Genomic DNA, 24,012 nt, shown 5'->3' with positions numbered 1-24,012 from the left:
AGTGGAGTGGCGGTAATGCAGACAACGCAGAGCGTCAATTCAGATGTACAGCGCTTCAACTGGCTGCTGCGGCGGTTCGCGGCCGGCACCGCCGGGGTGATCGAGGCGATCGCGGTGTCCTCCGACGGCCTGCTCATCGCCATGTCGGCCACCCTCGAGCGGGCGGACGCCGACCGGTTGGCCGCCATCACCTCGGCGATCAACAGTCTCGCGTTCGGCGCTTCCCGGGTCTACGACCTGGGCGCGGCCAACAAGGTCATCATCGACCTGGAGCGGGGCTACCTCATGGTGTGCACCCTCGGCACCGGTTCCTCGTTGGGCGTGCTCGCCATGAAGGAGGCCAACCTCGGCGTACTGGCCTACGAGATGGCGATGTTCGCCAACCGTGCCGGCGACTTCCTGACGCCGCAGCTCGTCGAGGAACTGAAGATCAGCGTCGGGTCCTGACAGCGATGGTCCTGAGTTCGACACCAGGTGACGACGAGCGGCGGCCGCTGCCGGATCCGGGACTGATCCGGCCCTATGTCGACGAGCCGGGCGGGGTGGACGACCGCCCGGACGAACGGCCGTCGGGGTCGAACGGCGCCCCGCCGTACCCCGAGCCCTCCGGGGTGCGCCCCTACCTGCTCACGGGCGGCAGAGTGCGCCCCGTCGACGCCAGCCTGGAGATCGAGGCTCAGGTGAAGACCACCTCCGCCGGCCGGGCCGATGCCGTCCGGCTGGCTTACGAGTACCGCGACATCGTCCTGCTGTGTGCGCAGCCGATCGCCATCGCGGAGGTCGCCGCCCGGCTGGGGCTGCACCTCGGCGTCGCCCGGGTGCTCACGAGCGACCTGATCGAAGCGGGCTACCTGGCCGTGCGCCGGCCGGACGCCGGGCTCCACCAGAACAAGAAGATCATTGAAAGGGTCATCCGTGGACTCCAAGCCATCCGTTGATGCGGGGAACCCGAAGCTCCAGCCCCCGTACCCACAGCTCCTCGACCCTCGGTCGGAGCGCGGCCCGGGGGAGTCGGGCGACCGTTCCGGCCAGCCGCCGCTGCCGGTGAAGATCGTCGTCGCCGGTGGCTTCGGCGTGGGCAAGACGACCACGGTGTCGGTCATCTCGGAGATTCCACTGCTCACCACCGAAGCCGCGATGACGGAGGTGGCCGCGCACATCGACCGCACCGGTCACGTACCCGAGAAGACGACCACGACGGTGGCGCTCGACTTCGGGTGCATCACCATCGACGAGGAGATCAAGCTGTACCTGTTCGGCACGCCCGGCCAGGACCGCTTCGGCTTCATGTGGCACGACCTGACCCAGGGTGCGCTGGGCGCGCTGGTCATCGTCGACACCCGTCGGCTGGAGGACTGCTACGCGGCGGTCGACTACTTCGAACACCACGACATCCCGTTCGTGGTGGCCGCCAACCGGTTCGACGGCCGGCTCGAACATCACCTCGAGGACGTGCGCTGGGCCCTCGCCGTCTCCGACGAGACGCCGCTGATCAGCTTCGACGCGCGGCAGCGCCGGTCGGTGCGCGACGCCCTGCTCTCGGTGCTGCACATGAGCCTGGCGCGGGCCGAGTACAGCAGCGTCGTCGGCTGACCGCCGCGCCGCTCCCGACCGGTTCAGACCGGCAGTTGGAACGCCGCAGCCGCGGTGTGGAGCTTGCCCGCCGTCTCACGGAGATCCGCCGCCAGCTCCCGGGTACGGGCGGCGCCGTGCGTCGCACGCTCGGCCGATTCGGAGATCTGCGCGATGCCGGTGGAGAGGTTGTCGAAGCCGCCGGCGACGTCGATCACGCCTCGGCCGATCTCGGAGGTGGTGGCCGACTGCTCCTCCACGGCGGTCGCGATGGTGGTCTGCAGCTCGTTGACCTTGACGATGATGCCGCTGATCCGTTCGATCGCGGCCACCGCGTCCTGACTGTCCTGCTGGATGGCGGTGATGCGGCGGCCGATGTCCTCGGTCGCCGTCGCGGTCTGCGCGGCCAGCTCCTTGACCTCGCCGGCGACGACGGCGAAGCCCTTGCCCGCCTCACCCGCCCGCGCGGCCTCGATGGTGGCGTTGAGGGCGAGCAGGTTGGTCTGCTCCGCGATCGCGGTGATCGCCCGGATCACCTCGGCGATCGCGCCGGAGCTCTCGCCGAGGCGGGCCACCGTGCTGTTGGTCTGGGCGGCGACGTCGACACCGTCGGAGGACACCTGGGCCGCGGTGGAGGCGCTCAGCGCGATCTCGCTGACGCTGGCGCTCAGCTCCTCGACGGCGGCCGACACCGACTGCACCTCCTCGTGCGCGTGCCCGGACGTCGCGTTCATGGCCGCGCTGCTGCCCACCACCCGCTGGGCGTCGCCGTCCAGGTCGGAGCTGAGCTGAGCCAGCTCGCCCGAGGACCGGCCCAGCGCTTCGGCGAGCGCGTTCATCCCGGCGATCTGGTCGGCCAGCGTCGCGTTCATCTGGTTGACCGCGTCGGCGATCTGGGCCAGCTCGTCGCGTCCGGCGATGTCGACCCGGCCCCGCAGGTCGCCGCCGGCCACGGCACGGACGAACGCGAGCAGGTCGCGCATCGGCCGGGCCATGTTGCTCGCGGCTGACCAGACGATGAGGGTGATGAGGGCGACGCTCACCAGGCCGGTCAGCGCGATGTCACGGATGAAGGCACCACGTTGGTTGGCGGTCACCGAATGGGGCAGCGCGACGACCGCCGCGACCCCGACCGCGGCGGCGACGGTGCCGCCGAGCACGACGGCGAGCGTGAGGTTCTGCGCCGTGACGCTGGGGAACCTGCGCCAGATGTTCATCCGAGAAGGCATGCCTGGCCTTCGGCAGAAGCTGCACCGAATGAAAGGTTTTCCGGGCGCGAGCTGTCATCCGGACGGACAGAGTCCGCGCCCCGGTCGTCCGCCGGAGGCCGGCCGGTCGCGAGGTCAGGCGTCCTCGGTACCGGACATCCGCCGGTACGCGGGGCGCAACCGGTCGACCAGGGGCGGCCCGCCGAGCGCTGGCCCGGGTGGTGGCAGCTGGCGCAGCAACAGATCGGGCTCGACGTCCAGGGTGGGCGGGCGCTGGGGGAGGGGTACCGGTGGGACCCAGAACCGGTCGAGTGTGGAGTCCAGCGGCGGCGCGGCCACGTCGGCGAGGGCGGTGGCCGCGCCGAGCGGTGCGGCCGGCGCGGCGGGCGCGGGCAGCAGGGCGGGCTCGTCGACTCCGCTGCGCAGCCCCCGCAGGTGTGAAAGCAGCGTCTCCCGGTCGCGGCCCCGCCAGTACAGGATCTGGAACGGATCGGTGTCGAACGCCTCGGCCAGCAGGTAGAACGTGGCGGCCAGATGCTTGCAGGGCACGCTCCAGTCCGGGCACGAGCACTTCAGCCGCAGGTCGGCCATGGACGAAGGGAACAGTGGCGCCCCGGCGCCGGCGAACACCTCCTCGATCTCGTGCGGCATCTCCCCGGCGAGCAGCTGGGCGCCGAACAGCGCCTGCGCGGCGAGCGCCTCCTCGACGCGGGTCCACACGTCCTCGGGGAACGGCTCCAAACCGACGGTCACGTCGTACGGCGCCGGCCGGGAACCCTGCACCGACGCGGTGATCGAGCCGGGTGCCACGGTCAGCGACAGCACCTGCCCGGCGCGGGCGTACGAACGGCCGCGGGTGAGCCGGGTGCCGAGCGCGAAGGACTCCAGGACGGCGAGGAAGCGCCGCGACCACCACGATTCCCCGATTGCGCCGCGCGTGCTGCGCGCCTTGATTCCGCCCTCCACCTTGCGGGGGCGCCCGTAGTCGGAGAACCTCATTCCACGACCGCCCCGGCCTCGAGCGCGAACAGGTCACGCAGCTCCGCAGTGGACAGTTCGGTGAGCCACTGTTCGCCGGTGCCGACGATGCGCGCGGCCAGCCCCCGCTTGTCCCGGATCATCGCGGAGATCTTCTCTTCGACGGTGCCGGCGCAGACGAACTTGCGGACCTGCACCGAGCGCTGCTGCCCGATGCGGAACGCCCGGTCGGTGGCCTGGTCCTCCACGGCCGGGTTCCACCACCGGTCGACGTGTACGACGTGGTTGGCGGCGGTCAGCGTCAAACCGGTGCCGCCGGCCTTGAGCGACAGCACGAACAGCGACGGGCCGCCGGGTTCCTGGAACCGGGCGACCATCTCGTCCCGCGCCGCCTTGCCGACGCCGCCGTGCAGGTACGCCACCTCGCGGGAGCACCGGGCGGACAGGTGTGCGCGCAGCATGGCGCCGAACTCCGCGTACTGCGTGAACAGCAGCGCCTTCTCGCCGGCCGCGAGGACTTCGTCGAGGATCTCCTCCAGCCGGTCCAGCTTGCCGGACCGGCCGGCCAGCCGCGAACCGTCGTGCAGGAACTGCGCCGGATGGTTGCACACCTGCTTCAGCTTGGTCATCGTCGCCAGCACCAGGCCGCGCCGCTCCATGCCGTCACTGGTCTCGATGCGGTGCATCATGTCCTCGACGACCGCCTGGTAGAGCGAGGCCTGCTCGGCGGTCAGGTTGCACAGCACCTCCATCTCCAACTTCTCCGGCAGATCCGTGATGATCGTCTTGTCGGTCTTGACCCGCCGCAGGATGAACGGGCCGGTCAGCCGGCGCAGCCGGGCCGCCGCGTCGGCGTCACCGTGCCGCTCGACCGGCTCCGCGTACCGTTTCTTGAAGCCGGCCGCGGTGTCGAGCAGGCCGGGATTGGCGAACTCCATCAGCGACCACAGGTCGGCGAGCCGGTTCTCCACCGGGGTGCCCGTGACGGCGACCCGGTGCCGGGCCGGCAGCGACCGGACGGCCACGGCCTGCCGGGTGGCAGCGTTCTTGATCGCCTGCGCCTCGTCGACCACGATCCGGTGCCAGTCGATCTCGGCGAGCGCGGCGGCGTCCCGCGCCGCGAGCGAGTACGTGGTGACGACCAGGTCCGCGTCGCGGACGGCGGCGGTGAACGCGCGGCCGCGGGCGCGCTCGGCGCCGTGATGGACGTGTACCCGCAGGTCCGGCGCGAACTTCGCGGCTTCCCGCTGCCAGTTGCCGACCAGCGACATCGGGCACACCAGCAGGGTCGGGCCGGCTTCCGGCGGGTCGGATGCCGTCAGTGCGAGCAGCTGGATCGTCTTGCCCAGGCCCATGTCGTCGGCGAGGATGCCGCCGAGCCCCAGCGACTCCAGGAACGCCAGCCACGCGACCCCGCGCTCCTGGTACGGACGGAGTGTCCCGGCGAAGCCGGGAGGCGCCGCCACCGGGGCGAGGTGGCGCTCGGCCTGCCCGGACAGCAGTTCGCCGAGCCAGCCGTCCGCGCGCACCCCGACGACCGGCAGCCCGCCGGGGCCCGCGTCCGGCGCGGCGGCGGTACGCAGCAGCTCGATGACGCTGCCCTGCCCGTGGCCGTTGGCGCGCAGGAGCTTCACGCCGTTGGCGAGGCGCTTGGGGTCCACCTGCACCCACTGGCCGCGTAGCCGCACGAGCGGGGCGTTGAGCGTCGTGAGCGCCTCCAACTCCTCGGCGGTGAGCTCCTCGTCGCCCAGTGCCAGCTCCCAGCGGTAGGAGACGATGGCGTCCTGCCCGAGCGCGCTCCTGCCGGCCACGGTGCCCGGCGCGGTCGGCGAGTGCGCGGCCAGCCGTACGCCCAGCCGCGCCGAGGGCCGGCCCCACCAGGAGGGCAGCAGCACTCCGAAGCCGGCGGCGGCGAGCATCGGCGCGCCCTCGGTGAGGAACGCGTGCGCGCCGTCGGTGTCCAGGGCCAGGGCGGACGGCCGGGCTTCGCGCAAGGCCGCGCGGATCGGCGGGTGCAGCCGGGTGGCCCGGCCCAGCTCGGCCAGCAGCGTCTCCTGCGGCGATTCGAGCCGGCGGGAGAGCCCCTTGAGGGGTCCCCGGGCGTGCCAGACCTGTGCGGCGTCCACGACAAGGCTCGGCCGGTCGGTCGCCTGGAGGGCGAACTGGAGCTGCCAGTCGTCGGTCTCCTCGTCGGGCTCGACCAGGCGGAAGCAGGCGCGTACCGGGCCGCCGACCGCGTCGCGCTGCCACGCGGCCAGCCCGTCGGTCAGCCGGGCCAGGTCGCCCGCGTGGGCTTCGAAGCGGCGCTCGCGCCCGGTCAGCGCCCGGAGCCAGGCCTCGGCGGCCGTGCGTGGCCGGTCGCCGCCGATCGGGTACCCGTCGAGCGCGGCCCGGGCGGCCGCGTCGACGAGCGCGTCGAGCGCGCCGGCGAGGACGTCGCGTGCCTCGGCGCTGCCGGCGGCCTCGGCGGTGTCGGCGGCCTCGGCGGTGCCGGCGGTCTCGGTGGCCTCGGTGGCCTCCGTCCGCAGCTCCGCCCGTCCGGCGGGCGGCAGGGCCAGGACGAGCGCCTGCGCCCAGGCGGCGTCCGGGCCGGCGAGCACGGGTCGCCACACCGCTGTCGGCCCGTGCTGCGCCGTCGGCAGGAGCCGTCCCCGCGTGACCAGGTCGGCGGCGAATCCGGCGACCGCGTTCAGGTGGGCGATCGTCGCGCCGCAGGTGAACCCGGCGGCCCGCGCCGACTCGGCGAGCGCGGCCAGCACGGCGAGGGCGTCGTCGGGCTCGTACTCCAGCGTCGGCACCAGCCACCCGCCGGCCGTGACCGGCCGGGCGGGCTGTCGGGGCGGCGGGTCGCGCACGAGCTCGGGCGATGACATCGGGGCGCCGCCGGCCGTGGGGAGCGCCAGCGCGACGGTGCCGGGTATGGGCTTCGGCACCTCGGGGAGCACCCCGCCGAGCGCCTCGGCGAGCGCGTCGGGCGCCGCCGCGAACGGGTGGCGCGGGTGCCGGCCGGGTGCTCGGGCGCGTCGCCGCGTGGGCAGCGCCGGATCCTCGCCCCACAGGGCGAGCCGGCCGGCGGCCAGCCAGAGCCCGTGGACCACCAGCACCCGAAGCCTCCCCCTGAACGGACCCGGACAAGCATAGGGCGGCAGCCTTCGGCTCCCAGCCGGTCGTCATGATCGTGGAGGATTTTCCGTGTTCTGGCACGGAAAATCCTCCACGATCATGGGTAGATCCGATTCATGGCACGCTTTTCAGTGGCCGCGTCCGGACAGTGGATCGACGAGGACGGCGTACGCCAACCGGCCGGGGAGGTGCACGGCTGGGTTCCGGGTACCAACCAGACGGCGTGCGGGCTGCCGCTGAGCCGGTCGCGGCTGATCCGGTTCCCGCACGTGCCGTGGGAGTACGGGCCGACCGACGTGCTGACCGAAGCCGACCGGGTGGGCGCGATCTGTCCGCGCTGCCTGGCCGCCGCCGGTGGACGCCGGCCGGGTCAGCGGCGCTGGACCCGGGTCAATCCCCGTCCTTAACCGCGCCGGGTGTGACGCCAGCGGCCGCTGGAACGCTGGTTATGAGTGGCGGCGCGTGGGTCGGGCGGGATTCGGCTACCAGGCGACCACTCTGCGTACCGGGCCGGTGGGCGAAGCGGATCGAAATGGGCGGCGACCATCCAACGAGGACCGTCACTGACCATATCGACATCTGTTGTCGGCCATGTGGCTGGTCGCCGATCCCGGCCGAGCGGATATGTTCTGCGCCGGGAACAGCGCCGACGACGTCCGCGCGGGGAGGGACATGACAACGGAGCCCACCACGGGCCCGTCCGACGACGCGGTCGCCCGTCACCGGCGGGGCGTGTCGTTGCGCGAGCGGATGCGCAGCCGTCGCTTGGGAATCGGGGTCGCCACCGTGCTGGCCGTGGCCGCGGGCGCGACCGGGCTCGTCGCGCTGGTGATCCCGACCGCGATCGGCGGGAGAGGGCCGGTCCCGCGCCCCGGCGTGTCCGTCAGTGATGTCGCGGCTCCGTGGTTGCTGCCGCCCACCGACGCGTTCGGTGCGTCGCCCCCGCCCGGGGCGTCGAGGCCGGCTTCGCCGCCGGCCTCCGCCACCGCCGCGCCGAGCAGCGCCGCCGCGACGCCCTCGGCCGCGCCGTCGACAACCGGGCCGCGCGCCACCCCCACCCCCACCCCGACCCGGACCCCCACTCCCGGGCCGGTCGCCGGCGCGTTTCCGGCCTCGTACGAGGCGGAGGGGCCGGGCGGCGTCCGAAGCGCGGGGACGCGACTGCGGCGCGTGCGCGGCGCGTCCGGCGGCTACGTGGTGGGCGACCTGGGAAGAGGGGAGACGGTGACGTTCACCGTCACCGCCCCGACCGGGGGCCGGCGCCTGCTGACGATCTACTACATCTCGGCTGACCGACGTACCTTGACCGGGCGCGTCAACGGCGGGCGCGCGATCTCGGGACCGGTTCCGACGACCCCCGACTGGTACACGGTCGGGTCGGTGACGATCCCCGTCGACCTGGCCGCCGGCCGCAACACGATCGAACTGGGCGGCTCGCGCGGCTACGCGCCCGACATCGATCGCATCGTGGTGCGTTGAGAGTCGACTGTGGACGTCACGCCCGGCGGCGCGCGCCCGGACCGGGCTGCGGCAGCACGTCCCGGGGCGACTCGACCTCGTGCCCCGCGGCGCACCGCAGCGGCGCCTGCACCTGCGCGCCGCAGTCGCGGTGGACCAGTTCGATCGGGGACCCTTGCGGGTCCGCGAGGTACCGGTTTCCCCACGCCAGCACGGCGGTCAGCACGGGGTACAGGTCCAGGCCCTTGTCGGTGAGCCGGTACTCGGTGCGGGTTCGGAGGCCCTCTTCGCGGTACGGCTGGCGGTGCAGCAGGCCCTCGGCGACGAGCCGGTCCAGGCGGTTGGCGAGCACCTGCCGGGGGATGCCGGTGCGGACCCGCATCTGGTCGAACCGGTGGATGCCGCAGAAGATCTCCCGCAGCACGACGAACGTCCACTTGTCGCCGATGACCGCCATGGCGCGCGCGACGGTGCAGTTGTCCGCCGACCACATCAGCGCGGCTGGGAACGTGGCTGCCGGCGCTGCCGCCGTTGGAGATTCCATGTGACCCAGGCTAAGTCTCGTTGACAGACCCAGCAAGCGGTGACACGCTCCGTCCATGACCGAGACTCAGCGGGCTGTCAGAACGCGCACCTACACGTGGGAAGACCCGACGATCAGCGTGGCGGCCGCGGCTGGCCGTACGGGACTCGAGATTCTCCAGGCCATCGGGACCGGTGAGCTCCCGCAGCCACCGGTGATGCGCACGCTCGGCATGACCCCGGTCGAGGTCGAGCCCGGCCGCATCGTCTTCGGGCTGGAGCCGCAGGAGTTCCACTACAACCCGATCGGCACGATGCACGGCGGTGTGCTGGCGACCCTGCTCGACTCCGCCGCCGCGTGCGCGGTGCAGTCCACGCTGCCGGTCGGCGTCGCGTACACCTCGCTGGACCTGACGACGAAGTTCCTGCGGCCGGTCACCCTGAACTCCGGACCGCTGCGCTGCGAGGGGACCGTGCTGTCCCGCGGCCAGCGCACCGCGCTGGCCCAGGCGCAGGTGTTCGACGACGCCGGCCGGCTGATCGCGCACGCGACGTCCTCCTGCATGATCTTCCCCGCGTAGGCCGACGGCCCAGCGGTAGAAGAATGCGGAGGCACCCGCTCAGGGTGCCCCCGCATCCGGTGTGCGTCACTGTCAGTCGTCGAGCCTGCTCAGGTCGTACGACCAGATGCCGCGCCCGTGGGTGGCGGCGTACAGCTTCCCGAACGGGCCGGTCTTGATCTGCATGACCGCCGTGGTCGGGAAGTTGCGGCCGAGCACCGTCCACCTGCCGTGGCTCGACGCCCGGTAGAGCACGCCGAGGTCGGTGGCGAGGACGAGGCCGCCGCCCCGCAGCATCTTCACCGAGTCGGCCGGCACGTCCGGCAGGTCGTCACCGGAGATGTCGGTCCAGGTCGCCCCGGCGTCGCGGGACTCGAAGACGTGACCGATCCCGGCGCCCGGACCCTCGGTCCAGCGACGGCTGAAGCCGTTGATCGCCACGACCACGTGGTTGGCGTTGGCCGGGTCGACGTCGAAGCCGGAGATGTACCGGTTGGGTAGCTGACCCTCGACCGGGAGGTTGAGCTGGTGCCAGCTGGCCGGGTCGTTGACGTTGCCGACGGCGATTCCTCGGGTGAAGCCCTGGTTGTTGCACGGGCCGCACCAGCCGACGTACGCCGTGCCGCCGGAGACCGACACGGCGGTCGCCACGTGGCCGTCGCCGAGGTCGAACACGTTGGTCCAGTCGTCACCGGACTGGATGTTCCAGCCCTTGTGCTGCACCCACACGTGCTGCCCGCCCGCGACCCAGGTCTTGGTGTCCTTGGGGTCGTAGGTGAACGGCGCGATGAACCGGGCCAAGCTGTCCTTGGAGTCCGGCGGCGCGATCTGGCGGGTGGTCGCCTTGGCCGGATCGGTGGTCCACGAGCCGTCGTTGACCGCGCAGTTGTTGGTCACCGACATGGCGAGGTAGACGTACTCCTCGGCGATGTTGCAGCCGTTGGCCGGGTCGACGATCGTGTCGCCGCCGTCACCGCCGAAGTTGGAGCCCATCACCTTGTCGCCGGGGCGCTTGACGGACTGGCCGTTGTCCTGGAGACCGCCGCTGATGGCGATGCCCGCCTTCTTGTTGTTGCGGTCCAGGCCGACACCGACCGAGTAGTACTGCAGCACGTCCATCGTGCCGTCGCCCAGCGACGTCCAGTCGGTGGCGTGCCCGCTCGCGTCCGCCTGGCCGCGCACCGGACGCCGGTAGGCGCCGCCGTCGTCGCCGACGATGACGTACGACCTGCCCTTGTACGTTCCGATCGTCACCGCGTGCTGGTCGGCGTGGATCGTCTGGTGGCAGTCACCGGTCTGCCTGCCCGGATCGATGTTCCAGCAGGGGAAGCCGAAGTTCCAGTACGGCCCGGGTGTGGTCCAGGTGGCGCCGGCGTCCTTGGTCTCGAAGACCTCCTCCAGACCCATGTACACGTGGTTCGGGTCGGTCGGGTCCACCTGCAGGAACTGGTTGTACCAGGACTGGATGCCCGGCATGTAGCCGGCGCCGGTCAGCGCCGAGCCGGACGCGGCGAGCTTTTTGTAGTCGGCGACCAGGTGCCACGGGCCGAACGGGGAGCCGTCGGCCTCGTAGATGCCCATCAGCCCGCTGTCCGGGTTGGCGGCCATCACCTTCGGCGACTGCTCGATCGCGTAGAACTTCGAGCCGTCCGCGGCGGCCGCGAAGGTTACCGCGCCGACGTTGGCCGCGTCGCTGGCGATGTCACCGCCGAGCGTGACGCGCTGCCAGGCGCCGTTCTGCTTGGTGTAGAAGCCGTTGTACGCGTCGCCGCTGCGCCAGCCGACCGCGAGGATCACCTTCGACGGGTCCTTGGGGTCGGCGATGACGTCGTTGGTGATGTTCTTGTACGGCGCGTTCGGGTCCGCGGCGAGCGGGCCGGTTGGCAGGTAGTCCGGGTTCGGAATGAACTCCGCTGTCCATGGTCCGGACAGATTGATCGTGGAGTGGCTCCACACGCCGCGGTTGGTGGCGGCCCAGACCCGGTCGCCGATGAAGCGCAGCTTGCTGATGATGGTGCTCTCGAGCTCGGTGCCGCCGACGCGGTTGCCCGGCTGGAACTGGCCGTGGCGCGGGTCGGCGAGCACGTACACGCCGGAGCCGATGAACGCGGTCGAGCTGGTGTTGGCCTCGCCGGTGGCATACCAGAGCCGGCCCTTGCCGTCCAGGCGCAGGTCACCGGTGGCCGGCGAGGGGAGCTTGTCGGAGATCGGCTCCCACTTGCCGCCGCCGGTACGCGAGCGCCACACGCCGCCGTTGGCCGCGCCGGCGTACACGTAACCGGAGTCGTCGGCCGCGAGCCCGGTGATCCGGCCGGTCACCTGGCCGGCACCGCCGGACGAGTTGGAGTTGACGTCCCGGTAGCGCGGGTCGTCCGAGTTGTACGGCAGCGCGGTCTCGTCGGTCCAGTTGCCGCCGGTCTTGCGCAGCGACTGCAGCTGCGCCCAGGCGGCCGAGTACGCGCCGGGCGCGACCACGCCGGGGGAGGTGCGCGCTTCGGCGTACTGGTCGGCGCCTTCCTGGATCTCGTTGGCGCCCTCGCCGCCGTCGGCGTCACCGCCTCCGGGCGCGGCGAGCGCCTTCATCGTGCCGGACGAGGTGGTGGCGCTCTTGTGGTGCGCCGTGCTGGCCAGCAAGCCCACCTGGTGCGGGCGGGGCTGCGGTTTGGCCGCCGCCGCGGGAGCGGCGCTCAGGCCGAGGGCGACGACGGACAACGCACTGATGACGGCGACTTTTCGATGCCGCGTGGGCAGTAGTTCAGGCGACAATGCCTCTCCCAATCCACAAGGGACGCGCCGGTGGGGTGCCCGGCGCCTACCTGCGGCATCGTTCAGGACCGCTGAACGGGATGGGAGAGGGAAGGGTAAAGACTAGGGTAAATAGAGGGGAGCATAAGGACGGAGCGGACTCGAAGTGGCGCGACCGCCGGCTGCGGCGGCCGCGCCGACACGCGCTCCAGGTGACCTACGTTGCGTGGGCCGGGCCGCCCCTGTCCAGGGTCCGGCGGTCGGTCCTCGCTACTTCTCGTCTGCCTTGCGGCCCTTCTCCCGGGAAACACCTGCCGCGGCAGGCTCCTTGACGGCCGGCTTCCCGGGTGCGTAGTGCTCCAGGGCCTTCATGATCTCGGGTGCCAGCGTCTCCGCCAGTGCGGGCGCGAGCGCGTCGGCCAGGCTGGAAGCGAGGACCTGGGCGAGGAGGAGCCGTTCGAACATCGACGGGCGGGCCGTCGTACGCGACGACGCCGCGATCGCGTCGATCAGGCCGCCCAGCGGCCCTCTGCCCCGTGCCGTGGCCCCGCCGGGCTGGCCCGCCTCGCTCAGTATGTCGTGGATGAGGTCGTCGATTAATGCCTCGACCGGATCCTGTCCTGCTGCTCTGCCAGATTCAGGTGTCATCAGATTCCTTTCGTGGATACCCCCGCTTTCAAGCGGGGGAGGAAACGGATCTCCTGCGTCAGCAGGGCAAGGAAAGCCGGTTCGCCGCCAAGGCGGACCGGTGTGGCTATCCGTGGCGCGTGGGCGAACAGGTGTGCAATTTTCTGTGCGCCTGGCCGGCGACAACCAAGCCGGTCGGGCCTACCGCCGGGCTGGCGGGAAGTAACGTCTGTGGAGACTGGGTAAGACCGATGGGCGGTACACCGTCCCTCGCCGTTGGTTCGGGTCGGCTGTGGTCGGCGAAGTAGAAAGCTCAACCTGCGAGGGTTGAATCCCCCTGCTTCAGTTGGGGGAGATGTCAAGTTGATTCCCCCGGTTCCTGTTGTGGTGACCCGCCCTCCAGTCGGACGTCTCCGTGACGGACCGGAGGGCGGCGCCCGCGCGGGCGAAGATTCCGTATCGGCTCAGGGGACGCTTCGCCCACCTGCGAAAGGCGGAGTACGGCCCCGCCGCCCGGCGTCTACTGGCGCTCCAGCGCCGCGAGCATCAGCGGGTTGTCGATCATCGACTCGACGCGGTCACGCCGGCTCATCATGGCGGCGAGCAGCAGCGGGTGCTCGATCATTTGTTCTTCGCGCTCGCGCCGGCCCATCATGGTCATCATGGCGGCGAGCATCAGCGGGTGCTCGATGATGGATGTGCCGCGCTCGCGCCGGCCCATCATCATCGCCAGCAGCAGCGGGTGCTCGATCATCGATTCTCCGCGGTCGCGTCGGCCCATCATCATCGCCAGCAGCAGCGGGTGCTCGATCATCGATTCCCCGCGGTCGCGTCGGCCCATCATCATCGCCAGCAGCAGCGGATGTTCGATCATCGATTCCCCGCGCTCGCGCCGGCTCATCATCGCCGCGAACAGCAGCGGATGTTCGATGATGGATTCGCCGCGTTCGCGCCGGCCCATCAGGGCCGCCCACAGCAGCGGATGCTCCATCAGACCTTCACCCTCACGCGTGGGGGCCTGAGCGTCGCGAGCGCGCTGGGTCTCCGCAGTAGTCATGACGTTCCCCTTCGACGGTCGTCTTATCGAGGTGGGCCTGTTGCGGATTACACGAGCGGTGCCCTGCTTACCGAGTCGGGCACAACCAAACCTGCACGCCCCGCCGCGTTTCGTCTTCACCCGCGCCGGGTGAAGGGTTCGACGCGGCGGTGCCGGTGTTCCGGAGTGGACCGCGACCGCGCAGTGGATCTCGAGGGAGTCGGGTCGGCGGAGGAGCCACCGGGGCCGCCGGAGAGCCGCCGTTGACCGGGGTAGGGGGTGCTGTCAGGGGAGGCGCGCGCGGGTTGGTATGCCTGTGGGGTGTCGGAACGGGCGGATACGGAGCACACCGCGGCCGGCGGCGAGGGCGCGACAGCGGAGCAAGCCGGTACGACGTCCCCGGTGTCGCCGCCGGGCCGTCTGCCGGCGCGTGGCGCCGCCGGATTCGCGCTGCTCCTGGGCGCGTTGGGTGTCGTGTACGGCGACATCGGCACCAGCCCGCTGTACTCGATGCAGACGGTCTTCTCGATCGACGGCGGTGTGGTACGTCCGAACGCCCACGACGTGTTCGGCGTGATCTCGCTGGTCTTCTGGTCGATCACTCTTGTCGTGTCGGTCAAGTACGTGATCTTCATCCTGCGGGCGGACAACGACGGCGAGGGCGGGGTGATGGCCTTGGCCGCCCTCGCCCGGCGGGCGCTGAGCGGCGCCAGCGGCAGGTGCTGCGCAGCGGTGATGACGCTCGGGGTGCTCGGCGCCGCCCTGTTCTACGGAGACAGCGTCATCACCCCGGCGATTTCGGTGCTGTCGGCGGTGGAAGGGCTGGAGGTCACCTCGCCGGAGTGGGCGGTGTTCGTGCTGCCGGCGGCGGCGGTGATCCTGACGCTGCTGTTCGCCGGCCAGCGCTGGGGCACCGATCGGGTCGGGGCCGTATTCGGACCGGTCATGTTGGTGTGGTTCGCCTGCCTCGGCCTCGCCGGCGCGGCGGAGGTGCTGCGCCGGCCGGGCATCGTGGCCGGGCTGTCGCCGACCTACGCGGTGCTGTTCGCGGTGGACCACCCGTTCATCGCGTTCGTGGCGATGGGAGCGGTGGTGCTGGCGATCACCGGCGCCGAGGCGCTCTACGCCGACATGGGTCACTTCGGCCGTGCCCCTATCCGCCGGGCCTGGTTCGCGATCGTGTTTCCCGCGCTGACGCTGAACTACCTCGGTCAGGGCGCGTTGATCCTGACGTCCCCGGCCAACCGGGCCAATCCGTTCTTCCTGCTGATACCGCACTGGGCGCGGCTGCCGATGGTGGTGCTGGCCACCGCCGCCACCGTGATCGCGTCGCAGGCGGTGATCTCCGGGGCGTTCTCGGTCTCGCGGGAGGCCATGCGGCTGGGCTTCCTGCCGCACCTGCGGATCCGGCAGACCTCACGCCGCGAGTACGGACAGATCTACGCGCCCGCGGTGAACTGGGGCCTGTTCGCCGCGGTCCTGCTGGTGGTGTTCGCGTTCCGCTCCTCGGCGCGGCTGGCGACCGCCTACGGCGTCGCGGTCACCGGCACGTTCTTGATCACCACGACGTTGTTCCTGGTCGTCGCGCGGGGGCTGTGGGGCTGGGCCGCCTGGCGGGTCGTGCTGCTCGGGTTCGTCTTCGGCACGATCGAACTGACCTTCTTCACCGCGAACCTGACCAAGGTCACCCACGGTGGTTGGCTGACGCTGCTCATTGCGGCCATCGTGTTCACGATCATGGTGACCTGGCAGCGTGGGCGGGAACTCGTCACCGCCCGCCGGGTCGAACGGGAGGGTCCGCTGCCGGACTTCATCGACAAGCTGCACGCGATGGACATCCCGTGGGTGCCGGGTACCGCGGTGTTCCCGCACCCGAACAAGGAGACGACGCCGCTCGCGCTGCGCGCGAACGTCGCGCACAACCACGTCCGGCACAACAAGATCGTGATCATCTCCGGTCGGACCGCGAACGTCCCGCACGTCCCCTGGGAGGAGCGCCTGACCATCGACAACCTCGGGAACCCGGACGACGGCATCATCCACGTCGACGCCGTGTTCGGCTTCCAGGACCCCACCGACTTCCCCGAGGTCCTCCGCCGCGCCGCCGCCCACCCTGTCGCCGAGGGGCTCACCCTCGACGAGGTCTCGTACTTCGTCTCGAAGATCACGCTGCGACGCACCGACCGCCCGGGCCTGGCCGCCTGGCGCAAACGCCTGTTCATCGTCCTGGCCCACAACGCCGCGAGCCAGGCCGAGTTCCTTCACCTGCCGGACGAGCGCACGATCATCTTGAGCGCCGAGGTCCCCGTCTGAGCCCGGTTCGTCGCCGGCTCAGACGGCGTCGAGGATGTGGTCCAGGACGAGCTGGGCGGCGCCGAGTACACCCGCGTCGACACCGGTCGCGCAGCGCTCGATGGTCAGCGCCTGGCTGGCGAAAGGCAGCGACCGTTCGTACAGCGAGGCGCGCATGCTCGCCAGCAGCGGCTCGCACTCGGCCAGCACGCCGCCGATGACGACGGCCTGTGGATTGAAGAAGTTGACCACGACCGCCAGGATCTCGCCGATGGCGCGGCCGGCGGCCCGGGTGATGGAGGTCGCGGCGGCGTCGCCGTCCTGTGCCAGCCGGGTGACGTCGCGGGGGTGCGACACGTCGAGGCCGCGGGCGCGCAGCGCGTCCACGAGGGCGGCGCCGCTCGCCACCGCCTCCAGGCATCCGGTGTTGCCGCAGCTGCACTGCGCCGTCGGGTCCGTGGTCACGCGGCAGTGGCTGATGTCGCCGGCCGATCCCTGGGCGCCGCGGTGCAGGCGGCCGGCGGCGATGACGCCCGACCCGATCCCGGTGCCCGCCTTGACGTAGATCGCGTGCTCCAGGTCGGGGTGGGTCCACCGGTGCTCGCCCAGCGCCATGAGGTTGGCGTCGTTGTCGACGGCCACCGGCACGCCGGCCTGCGCGACGCAGAATCCGTGGACGTCGAATCCGTTCCACCCCGGCACGGGGCCGTCGCCGATCTCGACGTCGACTTCGCGGGCGGTGATGAGCTGGCCCGACAGGTCGTGAGCGGCGATGCGGGCGTGATGGGCGCCCAGATCGAGGGCCGCGACGATCGCGGCGTCGGTGGGCACCTCGAGCTGTCGGGGCCGGCGCCCGCCGCGGGACTTCCCGGCGCCCGCCTCCCGCAGCAGGTCCTGTGCGATGAGCGCCTCGACGCGCTGGGAGACGGTCGACGGCGACAGGCCGCTGAGCCGTGCGAGGTCGGCGCGGCTGTCGGCCGCGCCCGTGGCCACGAGGCGCAGCGGCGTCGTCATCTGCGCGCTGACCCCCGAGGGCGACGTCGACCTCGCCACCGCCCGGCGGCTGATCGCCGCGGCGGGGGACGCCAGCGTGACGTTCCACCGCGCGTTCGACATGGCCCGCGATCCGTTCACCGCCCTGGAGCAGCTCGTCGACCTCGGCGTACACCGGGTCCTGACCTCGGGGCAGGAGAGCAGCGTCCTCGAGGGCGCGCCGCTGATCGCCGAGCTGGTCGACAAGGCCGCCGGACGTCTGATCGTCATGCCCGGCGGCGGGATCACCGAACGCAACATCGCGCGCATCGCGGCGATGACCGGTGCCGACGAGTTCCACTTCGCCGCGCTGGTCAGCAGCGACAGCCCGGCCGTCCACCGCAATCCCGCCCCGATCATGGGCGGGGTGCTGCACCGGCCCGAGTACGAGCGGTCCACGACGTCGCAGGATCTCGTGTCGCGGGTGATCGCCGCGGCGGCGTGAGCATCGTGCGAGAGCGGCCCGTGTGACCGGGGATCCCCGGTCACACGGGCCTCGTCGTGCACCGGCTCCCCGCCGGTCGCTGTACCGTCTGCGGGATCGCGCGATCGGAAGGTGGTGCACGGTGACGTTCGGGTTGGTGGTCCGGTTCGACATCCGCGACGAGCAGGCGGCGGAGCAGTTCGACGCGTTGGCGGCCGAGGCGGTCGCGCAGATCGCAGCCAAGGAGCCCGGCACGCTGGTCTACGCCACCCATACCGTCGAGGGCGAGCCGCTGGCGCGCGTGTTCTACGAGGTGTACGCCGACCGGGACGCGTTCCAGGCGCATGAGGACGCCGACCACGTCAAGGAGTTCCACGCCCGCAAGAACCCGCTGCTGGTGGGCGAGCACCGGGTGGAGTTCCTCACCCCGGGTCCGGCCAAGGGACTGCCGGAGGCGTGGTGACAACTGACGCGCCGGCCCGCGCGCTCTGTCGCCGAGATCGAGAGCAGCCCTTGACCGGGGCATCCCTGGTCAAGGGCTTCGTCGTGCTGGCCGTTGGGTGGTGCCCCCGGCGCGGCACCGTCGTCGCCGACCTCCGGGCCACCGGCTCCGTGCGCTACCGGCGGGCGCCGCAATGGCAGATGTCCTTCGACCTGGATCTGTCCACCGGACTGGGACACCCCCGACTTCGCCGCGCGGTCCCTGCTGCGCTTCGGCGACCGGGTGCTCGTCGAGCACCCGTGCTTCCGACTGGATATCTCGGCGCTCTGACCCGTTGCGGGCCCCGCGTCATGCCGGGGCCCGCAACCGATCGGATCACGCGCTGCTTCGGTCGCGCAAGTGGTGGCCGTAGCGCACGGCCACGGCGCCGACCAGCAGCAGGCCGAGAGCGAGCAGTACCAACTCGCCGATCCCGACACCTGTCTTAGCCAGCATGCCGCCGTCCGACGCCGCGGGCGACGTGCTGCCCGTCGCCGCCGTCACGGTAAAGACCACGACCTTGTGGGCGCTGGCACCGCTCAGGACCAACTTGTGGACGCCCGGTTCAAGATTGGCCGGGACTGTGAAGGCGTACGAGACGCTGCCGTCGGCGCCGGCGGTCGTCGCAGGCAGAGACCGCGGGGTGGAGAAGACTGTGGCACTGACCGTCTCCCCGGCCCGGAACCCCGAGGCACTGATTCCCACCCGGGCTCCGGTGGAGAGGACCGGAGTGGCCGCGAGCGGTTGACCGTTGCTGTCGACGACTGTCACGCCGGCGCTGGTAGTCGTCTCGGTCGGCGAAGGCACCGAACCGGCCGGGCTGGATGCGCTCGCTGTTGGCGTAGCGGTGGGGCTGGCCGAGGCGGTCGCGCTCGCCGTGGGGCGGGTGGTTTCGGTCGGGCTTGCGGTGGGGGTCTCGCTCGGTGTGGTGGTTTCGGTCGGGCTCGGGGTGGGGGTCGCGCTCGGTGTGGTGGTTTCGGTCGGGCTTGCGGTGGGGGTCTCGCTCGGCGAGGCGCTCTCACTCGGGCTGGTGCTGACGCTCGGCGAGGTGCTGGCGCTGGGCGAGGCACTGGGGCTCGGCGACGTGCTAGGGCTGGGCGAGGCGCTCTCGCTCGGGCCCGGCGACGGCTGGCTGGGAATGAGCGCACCGATACTTGCGGCGATGTCACCGCCCAGTCTGAACGCGGTCTGCACGCCAGGCACGTCGCTGGCCAGGTTGTTGATTGTGTCCATGTTCGGTTTCAATCCGAGGCCGACGGCAAGGACCGTGACTCCGGCCTTCTTGACATCCGCGGCTACACCGGCGTACGTGTTGAATTCTCCCTCGTTCCCGGCGGTCAGCACGACGATGAACCGGTGGGCGCCCGCGGTGCCGGCTGCGTTGAACTGGATCTGGGCGATTCGGATCGCGCAGCCGATGCAGGTGCCACCGCCCTCGCGCGCGTTGAGCTTCTGGATCGCGGTCTCGGTGCTCAGCAGGTCGCTCGTCAGGGGTACCGCAATGCGCGCATCGCTCTTGAACGTCACGACCGAGACCCTGCTGTTGCTGGTCCAGCGGGGCTGGTTGCCCAGGTCGTGGATCGTCTTCATGGCCGCCCCCGCCGCCATAAGGAACACCGTGTTGTCGCGGCTGCCCTCCTCCAGGGCGAACGCCACCTCGGTCGGAACCGGCGTGGACGTCGCGGCCAGCGAGGTGCGACCCAGTACGCGGGTCGCACCCATGGCGCCCGCGAGGGCCGTCGCTGCCGTCAGGGTCAGCGCCGTCGCGAGGAACAGCAATCTGCCCCGGCGGGCCTTTCTGCCCGGACCGTTCTCCGCGGACGACACCATCCAGCTGCTCCTTTATCTTGTTCGACCCCCTATCCCGGGCAGGGCGCGACCGTTGTCGCCGGCGCGACCGCCGAGCGCGGCTGTTCGCGCTCCCCGGCACGGCCATTCCTCGGCAGGTGACCTGCCGGAACTGCGGAAGTGAGGGGTGGCCACATCGGCCCCGGCGAACCTGTCACGCTGCACAAAGAGGAGCAATGGGCCTTTTGTACTTATACGTCAGCTATGTCGGTAAGCTGGAGTCCGACCACGATCCAGTGGTGGCCGACGGTGGTACCGGTGATATCCGTCGATCATCCGCGGCTCGCGGACAAAGTTGATCACCGATCAACCGAAAGATCAACAACGACGGTGCCGGTCCATCACTCGTTCGAGTGGCTGACCGGCCAGCGGTCCGCGCGACGCGGCGAGTGGTTGTGGGCCCTCGACGGCCGTGACAACGCAGCAGATGACCCGGGCGGTCGTTGTGGACCCGGTGACCGGCCGCGCAGTCTCGCTGCCAGATTGCGTCGGTTCACTGGTGTCCCGGCTGCGACCAGCTGGTCCCGGACCACGCGTGCGGCGGCCTCGAACGCAGCCAGGCTGGTCCCGCCCGTCGACGCAGCGAGACACGAACCGGTCCCCGGCGGCCCCGGCGAACCCGATCACCGTCGTCTCGGCCGCGCCGACGATCACCCGATTCGTGGCGTTCACCGGGCATCGCCCGACCGGCGTCGACCAGCGGCCTCACGAGTGACAGAACGCGAAACGGCCGCCTCGATCACCAACGTTCGTGATCTCGACGACCGTGCCCGTTTGCCGGTGAGCCGCTGGGCCTCAATGCTGTTCGCCGATCGCGGCCGGGCGGGGATGCGTTTGGCCGCCGACGTGTCGGCGTTTGCGCTTTCGCTCGTAGAGGCGCCGGTCGGCGGCCCGAAGCAGCGAGTCGAGGTTGTCGCCGTCGTACGGCGCGCAGGCCCAGCCGATGCTGACGTCCGTACGCTCCCGAAGCATCCGACCGACCCGGCTGGCGAGTTCCGCCGTTGTGGACGGGTCAGTGTCGACGAGGACTACCACGAACTCGTCACCACCGGTGCGCGCGATGACGTCGGCCGAACGCACCGCGCTGCGAGTAGTCGCCACCACCCATTGCAACAACTCGTCTCCGGCGGCGTGCCCAAGGCTGTCGTTGACAGCCTTGAAGTCGTCGAGGTCCATGCAGAACACAGAGTGGCCAGCGAAGCCCTCGCCCGGAAACAGATGCTCGCCGAGTGCGCTCAGGCCACGTCGGTTCAGCGCGCCGGTGAGCGGGTCCAGCTCTGCGAGGGCTCGCAGCTGGGTACGTTGCCGTGCCAGGGCTCTTGCCTGAGTGGCGCACACCCCGATCACGCCCAGCATGCTCCCGACAAGGAGGAAGACGAAGCCAGGCGGCGCCGGCTGCCCGGTAGCGACGACGGAGAGATACGCCCCGATGATGACCGTCTCCAGTCCCACCATCAGGCCGAGGCGCGCCGTGGAGCTGGCGACGAACAATATGGGGAGCAGGAATCCCAGGGTGAGCGGTGAGCGTGCGCCGCTGTCCCAGTGTGCGCCCAGCGTCATGATGACGATGGCGCTGCCAAGCATCGCGAACGCGAAGCCGTGCCCGGTGGCTTTCGCGGGTCCCCGCGTCGCCGCCCATATGCCGACGACGCCGATCGCCATTCCGAAGCTGTAGCCGGCGAGCATGATCTGACGGTTCGCCCCCGACCACGTCATCAGGCAATAGGCGACCGCGAAGCAGTCGCCGAGTACGGTCAGCGCCGCGCCGGTCAGCATTTTCCGTCGCCGCACCGCCACCCGGTCGAAAGCGCCACCCATGACGCGTCCATCGGCAGCGTCATTTCCCAATCAAGCGAATCGGCTGGTAGAGGTCAAACTGGCGGCTGCCCGCAGGCAGGGGCTTCGGCACGTATTCGAGGGAACGGCCGGTGATCGTCGGCTACAGCCGGGTGCAACCGGACAGATGAGAGAAGCCCGTGCCCGGGTCTCGCCTGGTCACGGGCTTCGTCGTGCGGGAAATTCGTCTCGCTGGCCTGTGGTGGTGCCCCCGGCGGGGTCAAAGCGTCATATGCACGAATTGTCGGCTCGTTGGCGCCGGCGATGGCCTGGTTGAGCAGGCCGACGGTGTCATCGCTGCGGACGAGGCGGAATCGGGCCTGGTCGGGGCGCTCGTAGCGGATCGTGGGCTGAAGGGCGCATGGTGGCCGGAGCGCTCGGCTTCCGCCAGGCGGCCGGACCGTTGGCTCGCGCCGAAGGTCGGCCGCCGCGCGGGCGGTCGCGAGGAAGCCGTCTCGCGTACCGGTCATCTCCCGCACACTCCTCGTAACGGCCGACCGGGTACCGCTCGAATTTTCCCACGTCACTGGAGATGTGGGTCCGCCGTCAGAGATGTAGGCGCACGAGCGAGTGTGCCTGCCGACGTCATCCCGGCGATGTACTCGTACTCCATCCGAAGGCTGACGATCTTTCGTACCAGCCGACCTAGTGTCCGAGCCGGGACCGGATCGTGCGCCAGACGGGACGGGTGTCCCTTGTCGTCGGGACGCGGTGATCGTGAACCTCGTGTCACGTCTCGAAGGCGAAATCCTCATTGGGCAGGAGGCACCGTGCGTTACAAGCGGGTGCACGGGGTGGGTGTCGCGGCGGCCGCGACCGTGGCCGTCGCGTCGACGTCGGCCACGGCTGAAGGTGCCCCCTGTTCGTCGTTACGGAGCACCAAGGGTGGTCGCATGCAGTATCTGTTAGCCATGCCCCGTCGCGGGTTCAAAGCGTTGGTCAGGCTGATTGTCGTCGGCCTGGTCACGGCAGTAGCCGGGGTCACGACGGTGGCGATGTCGTCCGCTCCCGCCTGGGCGTCCCACTTCCGGGCCGCCGAACTGTCGTGGAGCCGGTCGAGCGCCAACGACCGGATGGTCGTCTTCTCGATGACCGAGAGCTTCCGGCGGGACTTCAACGGCTGGTTGGCCTATACCCCTTCGGGCGGCGGAACAGCGCGCAATCCGAACGTCGGAGACGTCGTCCGAGACCAGAACACCGTGGTGTACTTCGGCGACGGCGCTGTGGCCAACCCGTACCTGCTGGTGACAACCGTGGACGCGGCGAACAACACGCTGACCGTCGAGGCGTTGAACGGCACCTCGCCGACATCGGGTCACCTGCAGCACCTGTATCCGAGCGCCAGCGGTAGTTGGACCGCGTACGTGAGCGGCTGCTGCCGGCTCGGCTCTCCGACGGACAACCCGCCGGCCGGCCACCTGAACAACCCGGACAAGTCGACGCGGATCAACAGTCTCGTGAACCTGGGTTCGGGCGGCCTGTCCAGCGTGTCGAGCAGCCTGCCGCCGATCGTGGACTGCCCGCGCAACTCCCCGTGCAACTTCACCATCCCGGCGAGCCTGCCCGCCGGCACGACCGCGTCGTACCGGCTGTCAAGCCCGACAGAGGCCTCCGACACGGCCAACTGGCCGCCGTCGCAGTACGGCGGGTCGGCGTTCACCCAGCCGTCCGGGGCGGCCGTCAGCGCGAGCGGGCTGTTCACCTGGAACACCACTGGCCAGAGACTGGCCTCGGCGCCGCTGGACACGTACTACTCCGCGCAGGTGACCGTGACCGCGTTGACCGAGCAGGGTACGTCCGCCTCGTCGGTCGCCGTCGACTTCTTCCTGCGCATCACCAACCAGACCAACAACCCGCCCACCTGGGTGGCGCCGACCGTCGCGGACGGCTCGGTCATCGACGCCACGCCCGGCACCCCGGTCACCGTCAGTGTGGCGGCGTCGGACCCCGACAGTGGGAGCACGGTGACGCTGGGCGTGCTCAACAAGCCGGCGGACGCGACGTTCACGACCTCCGGCACCAACCCGGCCACCGGTACGTTCACCTGGACGCCGACCGCGGTCGGGGACACCGTGCTCAACTTCACCGCCGCGGACCAGTTCGGCCTGCAGGCCATCCAGCGGTCGATCACGATCAACGCGAACAAGAAGGCCCCCACGCTGGTGTGGCCGGCGCCGGCGAGCGTCGTGTACGGGACCGCGCTGGACGACACGCAGCTGAACGCGGGCCTGTCGACGGCCGACGGCACGCTCACCCCGCCGCACGCGGGT

Annotated in this window: 20 protein-coding genes; 10 read left to right on the top strand and 10 right to left on the bottom strand. The window is 70.8% G+C overall.

Annotated features, from left to right (window positions below; genetic code table 11):
- Positions 1 to 15: 15 nt before the first annotated feature.
- The 3 genes from HC031_RS13690 to HC031_RS13680 all read left to right on the top strand — a co-directional run bounded on the left by HC031_RS13690 (position 16) and on the right by HC031_RS13680 (position 1,593).
- On the top strand, positions 16 to 447 hold the full coding sequence (locus tag HC031_RS13690; protein WP_167925672.1) for a roadblock/LC7 domain-containing protein: 432 nt from the start codon (positions 16 to 18) through the stop codon (positions 445 to 447).
- 5 nt (positions 448 to 452) lie between these two features.
- Positions 453 to 938: a DUF742 domain-containing protein gene (locus tag HC031_RS13685; protein WP_167925671.1), complete on the top strand. Its 486-nt coding sequence runs from the start codon at positions 453 to 455 to the stop codon at positions 936 to 938.
- Positions 939 to 1,038: 100 nt separating this feature from the next.
- Complete coding sequence (locus HC031_RS13680; protein WP_240942493.1) at positions 1,039 to 1,593, top strand: GTP-binding protein; 555 nt, start codon at positions 1,039 to 1,041, stop codon at positions 1,591 to 1,593.
- Positions 1,594 to 1,616: 23 nt separating this feature from the next.
- Here the strand turns inward: HC031_RS13680 and HC031_RS13675 are convergent, their stop codons facing one another.
- From HC031_RS13675 to HC031_RS13665, 3 genes are all read right to left on the bottom strand, one after another.
- Positions 1,617 to 2,789 (bottom strand): methyl-accepting chemotaxis protein, encoded by a 1,173-nt coding sequence (locus HC031_RS13675; protein WP_167925669.1) that lies wholly within the window; start codon positions 2,787 to 2,789, stop codon positions 1,617 to 1,619.
- A gap of 126 nt (positions 2,790 to 2,915) precedes the next feature.
- Positions 2,916 to 3,779 carry an SWIM zinc finger family protein gene (locus HC031_RS13670; RefSeq protein ID WP_167925668.1) on the bottom strand — a complete coding sequence of 288 codons (864 nt, stop codon included), beginning with the start codon at positions 3,777 to 3,779 and terminating at the stop codon, positions 2,916 to 2,918.
- The gene (locus HC031_RS13665; protein WP_167925667.1) at positions 3,776 to 6,862 is read right to left on the bottom strand and encodes an SNF2-related protein; all 3,087 of its coding nucleotides are present in this window, start codon (positions 6,860 to 6,862) and stop codon (positions 3,776 to 3,778) included. Before HC031_RS13665 ends, HC031_RS13670 begins: the two co-directional genes overlap by 4 nt.
- 135 nt (positions 6,863 to 6,997) lie before the next feature.
- Between HC031_RS13665 and HC031_RS13660 the strand changes: the two genes are divergently transcribed.
- Together HC031_RS13660 and HC031_RS13655 are read left to right on the top strand one after the other, a co-directional pair.
- Positions 6,998 to 7,288: a hypothetical protein gene (locus HC031_RS13660; RefSeq protein WP_167925666.1), complete on the top strand. Its 291-nt coding sequence runs from the start codon at positions 6,998 to 7,000 to the stop codon at positions 7,286 to 7,288.
- A 265-nt stretch (positions 7,289 to 7,553) separates the two neighbouring features.
- Positions 7,554 to 8,360 carry a carbohydrate-binding protein gene (locus tag HC031_RS13655; RefSeq protein WP_167925665.1) on the top strand — a complete coding sequence of 269 codons (807 nt, stop codon included), beginning with the start codon at positions 7,554 to 7,556 and terminating at the stop codon, positions 8,358 to 8,360.
- 16 nt (positions 8,361 to 8,376) lie between these two features.
- On the opposite strand, the gene HC031_RS13650 is transcribed toward HC031_RS13655, so the two are convergent.
- On the bottom strand, positions 8,377 to 8,883 hold the full coding sequence (locus tag HC031_RS13650) for a winged helix-turn-helix transcriptional regulator (protein ID WP_167925664.1): 507 nt from the start codon (positions 8,881 to 8,883) through the stop codon (positions 8,377 to 8,379).
- A gap of 55 nt (positions 8,884 to 8,938) precedes the next feature.
- Between HC031_RS13650 and HC031_RS13645 the strand changes: the two genes are divergently transcribed.
- On the top strand, positions 8,939 to 9,442 hold the full coding sequence (locus tag HC031_RS13645; RefSeq protein ID WP_167925663.1) for a PaaI family thioesterase: 504 nt from the start codon (positions 8,939 to 8,941) through the stop codon (positions 9,440 to 9,442).
- A 72-nt stretch (positions 9,443 to 9,514) separates the two neighbouring features.
- Here the strand turns inward: HC031_RS13645 and HC031_RS13640 are convergent, their stop codons facing one another.
- From HC031_RS13640 to HC031_RS13630, 3 genes are all read right to left on the bottom strand, one after another.
- Positions 9,515 to 12,133, bottom strand: coding sequence for a beta propeller repeat protein (locus HC031_RS13640; RefSeq protein ID WP_240942480.1), 2,619 nt, complete (start codon positions 12,131 to 12,133; stop codon positions 9,515 to 9,517).
- Between the two features lie 303 nt (positions 12,134 to 12,436).
- On the bottom strand, positions 12,437 to 12,814 hold the full coding sequence (locus tag HC031_RS13635) for a hypothetical protein (RefSeq protein WP_167925662.1): 378 nt from the start codon (positions 12,812 to 12,814) through the stop codon (positions 12,437 to 12,439).
- Between the two features lie 499 nt (positions 12,815 to 13,313).
- Positions 13,314 to 13,784: a hypothetical protein gene (locus HC031_RS13630; protein WP_167925661.1), complete on the bottom strand. Its 471-nt coding sequence runs from the start codon at positions 13,782 to 13,784 to the stop codon at positions 13,314 to 13,316.
- 366 nt (positions 13,785 to 14,150) lie between these two features.
- Between HC031_RS13630 and HC031_RS13625 the strand changes: the two genes are divergently transcribed.
- Positions 14,151 to 16,142 carry a potassium transporter Kup gene (locus HC031_RS13625; protein WP_338090643.1) on the top strand — a complete coding sequence of 664 codons (1,992 nt, stop codon included), beginning with the start codon at positions 14,151 to 14,153 and terminating at the stop codon, positions 16,140 to 16,142.
- 18 nt (positions 16,143 to 16,160) lie between these two features.
- Here HC031_RS13625 and HC031_RS13620 read toward each other — a convergent pair whose 3' ends face one another.
- Positions 16,161 to 17,135: an ROK family transcriptional regulator gene (locus HC031_RS13620; protein ID WP_167925660.1), complete on the bottom strand. Its 975-nt coding sequence runs from the start codon at positions 17,133 to 17,135 to the stop codon at positions 16,161 to 16,163.
- On the opposite strand from HC031_RS13620, the gene HC031_RS13615 reads away from it, so the two are divergent.
- A complete protein-coding gene (locus HC031_RS13615; protein WP_205862709.1) occupies positions 17,107 to 17,598 on the top strand; it encodes a copper homeostasis protein CutC in 492 nt (163 codons plus the stop codon). The two genes, HC031_RS13620 and HC031_RS13615, sit on opposite strands and share 29 nt — an antisense overlap.
- 121 nt (positions 17,599 to 17,719) lie before the next feature.
- Positions 17,720 to 18,040, top strand: a complete 321-nt coding sequence (locus HC031_RS13610) for an antibiotic biosynthesis monooxygenase (RefSeq protein ID WP_167925658.1) — start codon at positions 17,720 to 17,722, stop codon at positions 18,038 to 18,040.
- Between the two features lie 354 nt (positions 18,041 to 18,394).
- Here the strand turns inward: HC031_RS13610 and HC031_RS13605 are convergent, their stop codons facing one another.
- Together HC031_RS13605 and HC031_RS13600 are read right to left on the bottom strand one after the other, a co-directional pair.
- Entirely contained in the window at positions 18,395 to 19,837 is a 1,443-nt protein-coding gene (locus HC031_RS13605) for a vWA domain-containing protein (protein WP_167925657.1), read from the bottom strand.
- Positions 19,838 to 20,701: 864 nt separating this feature from the next.
- Entirely contained in the window at positions 20,702 to 21,724 is a 1,023-nt protein-coding gene (locus HC031_RS13600) for a GGDEF domain-containing protein (protein WP_167925656.1), read from the bottom strand.
- Positions 21,725 to 22,635: 911 nt separating this feature from the next.
- On the opposite strand from HC031_RS13600, the gene HC031_RS13595 reads away from it, so the two are divergent.
- On the top strand, positions 22,636 to 24,012 hold a 1,377-nt coding region (locus tag HC031_RS13595), incomplete at its 3' end, for a hypothetical protein (protein WP_167925655.1).

This window comes from Planosporangium thailandense, from assembly GCF_011947195.1.
Lineage (GTDB): Bacteria > Actinomycetota > Actinomycetes > Mycobacteriales > Micromonosporaceae > Planosporangium > Planosporangium thailandense.
This window is presented reverse-complemented; position numbering and strand designations above follow the sequence as displayed.